This is a genomic window from Blautia sp. An249, from assembly GCF_002159835.1.
GTDB lineage: Bacteria > Bacillota > Clostridia > Lachnospirales > Lachnospiraceae > Blautia_A > Blautia_A avistercoris.
This window is the reverse complement of sequence record NZ_NFJL01000069.1, coordinates 1-533: the sequence shown is the minus strand read 5'-3', so window position 1 is coordinate 533 and position 533 is coordinate 1. Positions and strand designations below refer to the sequence as shown.

The 533-nt window shown below is 64.9% G+C and carries 1 pseudogene; it reads left to right on the top strand.

The annotated features are described in order from the left end of the window. Window positions 1-109: 109 nt before the first annotated feature. Window positions 110-533: pseudogene (locus B5F53_RS20510) on the top strand (CD1107 family mobile element protein); the annotation flags it as partial.

The following is a 533-nucleotide window of genomic DNA, read 5'->3' as shown; positions in this document are numbered from 1 at the left end:
GTCCGGGGCCTGAACATGACCCCGCAGGAATTTGCGGCTTTTGTCCGGGGCGGCGCTTTGCAGGCACCCCCGGCCCCGCAGCCGGAGTTTGAACAGGAGGTAGAAAGCCATGAAGAATAAGTTTTTCCGCACCTTTGCCGTGACCCTGGCCGCCCTGCTTTGCTTCACGGCCTTTTCCACCACCGCCCTTGCCGGGGGCGGCGACCCCAGCCCGGAGCCGCTGCCGGAGGAAACCGGCGTACCCGTCACCGGGGGCATAGAGCTTGACACCGAGGACGCCGAGGGCGGCACCCCTGACACCGAAAAGGACGAAAACGACACCGGCCCGGAGTCTGTGACCGACGAGGAAACCGCAGACCTGCTTTCCTCCCTCTTTGGTTCCCAGGTGAAGATCACCGTCACCGAGGATGGTATTCAAATCTCCAACCCGGACGGCGGGGACGCCGGGGACGACGCCCCCAGGCAGACCGGCATTGTCACCACCAACGGCGGGAAATTAAACGTCCGCACCGGCGCGGGGACGGACAACACCG